The sequence below is a fragment of the Klebsiella sp. JN_Kp122 genome (genome assembly GCF_040062085.1).
In the GTDB taxonomy this organism is placed as follows: domain Bacteria; phylum Pseudomonadota; class Gammaproteobacteria; order Enterobacterales; family Enterobacteriaceae; genus Klebsiella; species Klebsiella aerogenes.
In genome coordinates this window covers 69,651-76,975 of the sequence record NZ_JBEAHW010000026.1, presented here as the reverse complement: position 1 = coordinate 76,975, position 7,325 = coordinate 69,651, and the positions used below count along the sequence as shown (strand labels likewise).

Sequence of the window (7,325 nt, the reverse complement as noted above, 5' to 3'; positions counted from 1 at the left end):
AACTCGCGACCCCGACCTTGGCAAGGTCGTGCTCTACCAACTGAGCTATTCCCGCGTTACTGCTATTTTGCCATATTTCGATGGCGTCGTAATTTGCATTTCTGCGTCGTTACGGGAGGCGCATTATACGAGAATTCGATTCACCTGCAACCCCCTGGCGAGCACTTTTTTTCGTTTTTTGTTTGAATGGACATTTTCTCGCCACACAGCCCTCTAAATTGTATAAATAACCGCCATAATTAGCAAAATATCTTTTTACCCCCGCGCGAATGGCGCAAAATCGCCCGCATTACACCGCGGAGGTTATCCGCGAAAAGGTCCACCATGACGACAATCAGGGATTCAGAATGAAAAAAGCGCTTACCGTCCTGCTGCTGACCACATCCTTCATCGGAACGGCTTCTGCCGAGACTCTCCATTTTGGCACCACAACCGCCAATCCGCCGTTTGAGACCGTCAAAGGCAAAGGCCAGGCAACGGGTTTCGACATTGATTTGGCCAATGCGCTGTGTAAACAGATGCAGGCGGAATGCAAATTCACGCCGCAGCGCTTTGATACCCTCATTCCGGCGCTGCGCTTTAAAAAGTTCGACGCCATTATCGCCGGCATTGAAGTGTTGCCGATGCGTGAAAAGCAGGTCGCCTTCAGCCAACCTTATCGCCAGGAGCTATCCGGCGTGGTAGTCACGGCAAAAGACGCCGCCCACGGGTTTGCCGACCTGCAGGGTAAAAAGCTCGCCGTGGTCAAAGGCAGCGTTCATCAGCGTTATCTACGCGATAAACAAAAAGGCATTCAAGCCGTCGCCTTTGACAACGATAGCGACGCGCTGGCGGCGTTGAAAAGCGGCGAAGTCGACGGCGCGATCGGCGATTTAGCGACGATGGACCAGTGGCTGGCGGAGAATCCTGATTACGCCGAGATGAAAGAGCGCGCCACCGACCCGGCCTACTACGGCAAACAATATGCCATCGCGGTACGCAAAGACGACCCGGAATTGCTTAAGCAGATTAACGACGCGCTGGAGGCCGTGAAGGCGTCGCCGGAGTTCCAGCAGATGGAACAGAAATGGTTTAAGTAAGGCAGCAAAAAGAACGGGGCCATGTCGGCCCCGTTTACGTTTCAGAGCTTAATAAAATGCTCGCGATAGTAAGCCAGTTCGGCGACGGATTCGCGGATATCGTCCATCGCCTGGTGAGTGCCCTGCTTTTTAAACCCATCGAGGATTTCCGGCTTCCAGCGGCGCGCCAGCTCTTTTAGGGTGCTGACGTCGAGATAGCGATAATGGAAGTAAGCTTCCAGTTCCGGCATATATTTGAACAGGAAGCGGCGGTCCTGACCGATGCTGTTGCCGCAAATTGGCGATTTCCCCGCCGGCACCCACTGCTTGAGAAACTCAATAGTGGCCAGTTCCGCTTCGCGGTCGCCCACGGTACTGGCCTTCACGCGATCGACCAGCCCGCTTCCGGTATGAGTACGCACGTTCCATTCGTCCATTAGCGCCAGCTGAGCATCAGACTGGTGCACGGCAATGGTTGGGCCTTCTGCCAGAATATTCAGATTCGCGTCGGTGACCAGGGTGGCGATTTCGATAATGCGATCGCGCTCGGGATCCAGCCCCGTCATCTCAAGATCGATCCAAATCAGGTTGTTTTCATCTGCACTCATGCTATTTTCCACCCTTCTTGCGTGACTATATTCATCTAAAATAGCGTGTATCATAGAGGTTTTGCCCCATCAGGGCGACCAGGAGCCAGTTCGATTGAGTAAAAATAAGCTCTCCAAAGGCCAGCAGCGCCGCGTCAAGGCCAACCACCAGCGCCGCCTGAAAACGACTTCGGAGAAGGCCGACTACGATGACAACCTGTTTGGCGAGCCTTCAGAAGGCATCGTCATCAGCCGTTTTGGTATGCATGCCGATGTCGAATCCGCGGATGGCACGACCCACCGCTGCAACATTCGCCGGACCATTCGTTCCCTGGTGACCGGCGACCGCGTGGTCTGGCGGCCAGGTAAAGACGCAGCCGACGGGGTCAACGTCAAAGGTATCGTCGAAGCGGTACATGAACGCGCCTCGGTGCTGACGCGCCCGGACTTTTACGACGGCGTGAAGCCTATCGCGGCAAATATCGACCAAATCGTGGTGGTTTCGGCCATTTTACCCGAACTGTCGCTCAATATTATCGACCGCTATCTGGTGGCCTGCGAAGCGCAGAATATCGAACCGCTGTTGGTACTGAATAAGATAGACCTGCTGGACGATGACGGCATGGCCTTCGTCAACGAGCAGATGGATATCTATCGCCAGATCGGTTATCCGGTATTGATGGTGTCCAGCCATACTCAGGACGGCCTGAAGCCGCTTGAAGAGGCGCTGACCGGGCGCATCAGTATTTTTGCCGGCCAGTCCGGGGTGGGTAAATCCAGCCTGCTGAACACGCTGCTGGGACTGCGGGATGAGCAAATCCTGACGAACGACGTCTCCGATGTGTCAGGGCTCGGCCAGCACACCACCACCGCCGCGCGTCTTTATCACTTCCCGCACGGCGGCGATGTGATCGACTCCCCGGGCGTCCGCGAGTTTGGACTGTGGCATCTTGATGCGGAACAAATCACCAACGGCTTTGTCGAATTCCATGATTATTTAGGCCATTGCAAGTATCGCGACTGCAAGCACGACACCGATCCGGGCTGCGCCATTCGCGAAGCGGTAGAAAAAGGCGCCATCGCCGAAAGCCGTTTCGCCAACTATCACCGCATCCTGGAAAGTATGGAACAGGTGCAGGTAAAAACGCGTAAAAGCTTTTCATCAACCGACGACTGACATTTAAGCTGTCGTCGCTATACGTACTCGCTTTGCCAGCACAACGGCGCGGATACAATTCGCTGAAGTTTACGTATAGAATCGTCCCCCTTTTCAGTACCCCGCACCAAAGCGGGGTCAGGAACGACAATTAACGGCCTGGAGGCTACCTTGTTAAACTCGTTTAAACTCTCACTACAATACATTCTGCCTAAACTGTGGCTCACCCGCCTCGCAGGCTGGGGGGCAAGTAAACGAGCAGGCTGGCTGACTAAACTGGTTATCGATCTGTTCGTCAAATACTACAAGGTCGATATGAAAGAGGCGCAGAAGCCAGATACCGCCGCTTACCGCACCTTTAACGACTTCTTCGTTCGCCCGCTGCGTGACGATGTTCGCCCGCTCAACACCGATCCTAACGTGCTGGTGATGCCGGCTGACGGCGTTATCAGCCAGCTTGGCGCTATCGAAGATGACAAAATTCTGCAGGCCAAAGGCCACAATTACACCCTGGAAGCCCTGCTGGCGGGTAACTACCAGATGGCTGACCTGTTCCGTAACGGTAGTTTCGCCACCACTTACCTGTCGCCGCGCGACTATCACCGCGTGCATATGCCGTGCAACGGTATCCTGCGTGAGATGATCTATGTCCCGGGCGATCTGTTCTCGGTAAACCACCTGACCGCGCAAAACGTACCGAACCTGTTTGCTCGCAACGAGCGCGTCATCTGCCTGTTCGATACTGAATTTGGCCCGATGGCGCAGATTCTGGTCGGCGCAACGATTGTTGGCAGCATCGAGACCGTCTGGTCCGGCACCGTAACGCCGCCGCGAGAAGGCATTATCAAGCGCTGGACCTGGCCTGCAGGCGAAAGCGAAGGCTCCGTTGCGCTGCTGAAGGGCCAGGAGATGGGTCGCTTTAAACTGGGCTCAACGGTGATTAACCTGTTTGCGCCGGGCCAGGTGAAGCTGGTTGAACAACTGCAAAGCCTGTCAGTCACCAAAATCGGCGAACCGCTGGCAACGGCCGTAGAAACTGATATCTCCGTGGAACCTGCGCCGTTGCCGGAAGAAGAGATCCGCGCCGAACACCGCGCCAGCCCGCTGGTTGACGATAAACAAGACGAAGGTTAATTCCTGACGACAAAGGGTTACGCCGTGCGCCTGATATACACTTTTCTGTTGGCCTTGAGCCTCAGCTTCGGGGCGTACGCAGCGACGGCCCCGGACGTCAAACAAATCACCCAGGAACTGGAACAGGCGAAGGCGGCGAAACCCGCCCAGCCTGAAACCGTAGAGGTCCTGCAAGCCGCGCTGAATGCGCTTGAGGAGCGCAATGCCTCCGTTGAGCGCGCTCGCCAGTACCAGGACGTCATCGATAATTTCCCCAAACTGTTTCAAACGCTCCGCGCCCAGTTAGCGAATGTCGGCGATACGCCGCACCAGGTGCCTACCGCTCTCACCGCCGACGCGCTGAATCAGGAGATCCTGCAGGTCAGCAGCCAGCTTCTGGAAGCCAGCCGCCAGGCGCAGCAGGAGCAGGATCGGGCGCGGGAAATTGCCGACTCTCTCAACCAATTGCCTCAACAGCAAACCGACGCCCGCCGCAAGCTTAACGAAATTGAACGCCGCGTCGGCGCGCAGCCCGGCAATACGCCGCTGGCGCAGGCGCAAAATCTCGGTCTGCAGGCGGAATCCTCGCGTCTGAAAGCGCTGGTCGACGAGCTGGATCTGGCCCAACTCTCCGCCAACAACCGCCAGGAGCTGTCGCGCATCCGCTCTGAGCTGGCGCAGAAACAGAGCGAACAGCTCGATGCCTACCTGCAGGCGCTGCGTAATCAGCAGAACAGCCAGCGCCAACGCGAAGCGGAAAAGGCGCTTGAAAGCACTGAGCTGCTGGCGGAAAACAGCGAAAACCTGCCGCCGGGGATCATCGACCAGTTCAAAATCAACCGCGAGCTGTCGCAGGCGCTCAATCAGCAGGTCCAGCGCCTGGATCTGGTGGCCTCGCAGCAGCGACAAGCCACTAATCAAACGCTCCAGGTGCGCCAGGCGCTGAACACCCTGCGCGAACAGTCGCAGTGGCTGGGATCATCGAATCTACTGGGCGAAGCGCTGCGCGCTCAGGTCGCCCGTCTGCCCGAGCGCCCGCGCCCACAGCAGTTAGATACTGAAACGGCCCAGTTGCGCGTGCAGCGCTTGCATTACGAAGACCTGCTCAGCAAGCAGGCGCAGCTACGGCTGATTCGCCAGGCCGACGGCGAACCGCTCACCGCGGAACAAAACCGCATCCTGCAGGCGCAACTGCGCACCCAGAGCGAGCTGCTTAACTCGCTGCTGCGCGGCGGCGATACCTTGCTGCTCGAACTGACGAAACTGAAAGTCGCCAACGGCCAGTTAGAAGACGCGCTGAAAGAAATTAACGAAGCAACCCACCGCTATCTGTTCTGGACCTCGGACGTCAGCCCAATTGGCTTCTCCTGGCCGCTGGAAGTGGTGCAGGATCTGCGTCGTCTGATCTCGCTTGATACCATCAACCAACTCGGCAAGGCCAGCGTCATGATGCTGACCAGCAAAGAGACGCTGTTCCCGCTGTTTGGCGCGCTGGTGCTGGTGGGCTTCAGTATCTATTCGCGCCGCCACTTTACCCGCTTCCTTGAGCGCTCCAGCGCGCGGATTGGCAAGGTGACTCAGGATCACTTCTGGCTGACGCTGCGTACCGTGTTCTGGTCAATTCTGGTGGCTTCGCCGCTGCCGGTATTGTGGATGACGCTCGGCTACGGATTGCAGGCGGCCTGGCCCTTCCCGCTAGCGGTCGCCATTGGCGACGGCGTGACCGCCACCGTGCCGCTGCTGTGGGTAGTGATGATTTGCGCTACCTTCGCCCGGCCGAATGGATTGTTTATCGCCCACTTCGGTTGGCCGCGTAACCGCGTCGCCAAAGCCATGCGCTACTACCTGATGAGCATTGGCCTGATTGTGCCGCTGATAATGGCGCTGATCATGTTTGATAACCTCAATGACCGCGAATTCTCCGCCTCGCTGGGCCGCTTGTGCTTCATGCTGATATGCGGCGCGCTGGCGCTGGTTACGCTGAGCCTGAAACACGCCGGGATCCCGCTGTATCTTGATAAAGCGGGCGACGGCGAGAACATGGTGAACCGTCTGCTGTGGAACCTGCTGCTCGGCGCGCCGCTAATCGCGATGCTGGCGGCGGCGGTGGGCTATCTTGCCACCTCACAGGCGCTACTGGCGCGACTGGAAACCTCGGTCGCCATCTGGTTCCTGCTGTTGGTGGTTTACCATATTATTCGCCGTTGGATGTTGATTCAGCGTCGGCGTCTGGCCTTCGATCGCGCCAAACACCGCCGTGCGGAAATCCTCGCCCAGCGCGCCCGCGGCGAAGAAGATACCGCCCACTCCACCAGCACCGAAGGCTCGGTCGAAGCGGAAGTCAGCGAAGTCGACCTCGACGCCATCAGTACCCAGTCCCTGCGCCTGGTCCGCTCGCTGCTGATGCTGATAGCCCTGCTGTCGGTGATTATTCTGTGGTCGGAAATTCACTCGGCATTCGGCTTCCTCGAAAATATCTCGCTATGGGATGTGACCTCCACGGTACAGGGCGTCGAAAGTCTTGAGCCTATTACCCTCGGCGCCGTACTGATTGCCATTCTGGTGCTGATTATCACCACCCAGCTGGTGCGCAATCTCCCGGCGCTGCTGGAGCTGGCGATTCTGCAACATCTGGATTTGACGCCGGGTACCGGCTACGCCATCACCACCATCACCAAATATCTGTTGATGCTAATTGGCGGGCTGGTCGGCTTCTCGATGATTGGTATTGAGTGGTCGAAACTGCAGTGGCTGGTGGCGGCGCTCAGCGTCGGTCTTGGTTTTGGTCTACAGGAAATTTTCGCCAACTTTATCTCCGGCCTGATCATCCTGTTTGAGAAACCGATCCGTATCGGCGATACGGTCACTATCCGCAGCCTGACCGGTAGCGTGACGAAAATAAATACCCGCGCCACCACCATCAGCGACTGGGACCGCAAAGAGATCATTGTGCCGAACAAAGCGTTCATCACCGAACAGTTCATCAACTGGTCGCTGTCGGATTCGGTCACTCGTGTGGTGTTGACTATCCCGGCGCCCGCGGAGGCCAATACGGAAGAGGTCACGCAGATTCTGTTGACAGCCGCTCATCGCTGCTCGCTAGTGATTGATACCCCGGCGCCGGAAGCGTTTCTCGTTGACCTGCAGCAGGGGATTCAGATTTTCGAGCTGCGTATTTACGCCGCCGAGATGGGACACCGTATGCCGCTGCGTCATGAGCTACATCAGCTGATTCTGGCGGGTTACCGCGCGCATGGCATCGACATGCCGTTCCCGCCGTTCCAGATGCGTCTGGAAAGCCTGGATGGCCTGCGCAGCAGCCAGCCGCTGAACTCAGCGGGTAAAAGCAGCCGTACGCCAGGAAGTTTGTAAGCACTAACTAGCCCGGTGAGCGCTTCACCGGGCATTCTC

At 57.3% G+C, this 7,325-nt stretch carries 6 protein-coding genes; 5 read left to right on the top strand and 1 reads right to left on the bottom strand.

Translation table 11 applies throughout. The annotated features are described in order from the left end of the window. Both ABLU78_RS12370 and ABLU78_RS12365 read left to right on the top strand, forming a co-directional pair. Positions 1-217 (top strand): hypothetical protein (locus ABLU78_RS12370; RefSeq protein WP_205418958.1); only part of this gene is annotated, 217 nt, incomplete at its 5' end. A gap of 130 nt (positions 218-347) precedes the next feature. Continuing rightward, positions 348-1,079, top strand: a complete 732-nt coding sequence (locus ABLU78_RS12365) for an arginine ABC transporter substrate-binding protein (protein ID WP_047045371.1) — start codon at positions 348-350, stop codon at positions 1,077-1,079. 41 nt (positions 1,080-1,120) lie between these two features. Here ABLU78_RS12365 and orn read toward each other — a convergent pair whose 3' ends face one another. Continuing rightward, on the bottom strand, positions 1,121-1,666 hold the full coding sequence (orn, locus tag ABLU78_RS12360) for an oligoribonuclease (protein WP_015704162.1): 546 nt from the start codon (positions 1,664-1,666) through the stop codon (positions 1,121-1,123). 94 nt (positions 1,667-1,760) lie between these two features. Between orn and rsgA the strand changes: the two genes are divergently transcribed. From rsgA to mscM, 3 genes are all read left to right on the top strand, one after another. Beyond that, positions 1,761-2,822: a small ribosomal subunit biogenesis GTPase RsgA gene (rsgA, locus tag ABLU78_RS12355; RefSeq protein ID WP_015368642.1), complete on the top strand. Its 1,062-nt coding sequence runs from the start codon at positions 1,761-1,763 to the stop codon at positions 2,820-2,822. 150 nt (positions 2,823-2,972) lie between these two features. Next, entirely contained in the window at positions 2,973-3,935 is a 963-nt protein-coding gene (gene asd, locus ABLU78_RS12350) for an archaetidylserine decarboxylase (protein ID WP_015368643.1), read from the top strand. 24 nt (positions 3,936-3,959) lie between these two features. Beyond that, positions 3,960-7,286, top strand: a complete 3,327-nt coding sequence (gene mscM / locus ABLU78_RS12345) for a miniconductance mechanosensitive channel MscM (RefSeq protein ID WP_048229740.1) — start codon at positions 3,960-3,962, stop codon at positions 7,284-7,286. The last annotated feature ends 39 nt before the right edge of the window (positions 7,287-7,325 follow it).

What these genes read in the sequence shown, in the direction of transcription:
- ABLU78_RS12365 (WP_047045371.1), top strand. Translation starts at nt 348, where the DNA reads ATGAAAAAAGCGCTTACCGTCCTGCTGCTGACCACATCCTTCATCGGA.
- orn (WP_015704162.1), bottom strand. Translation starts at nt 1,666, where the DNA reads ATGAGTGCAGATGAAAACAACCTGATTTGGATCGATCTTGAGATGACG.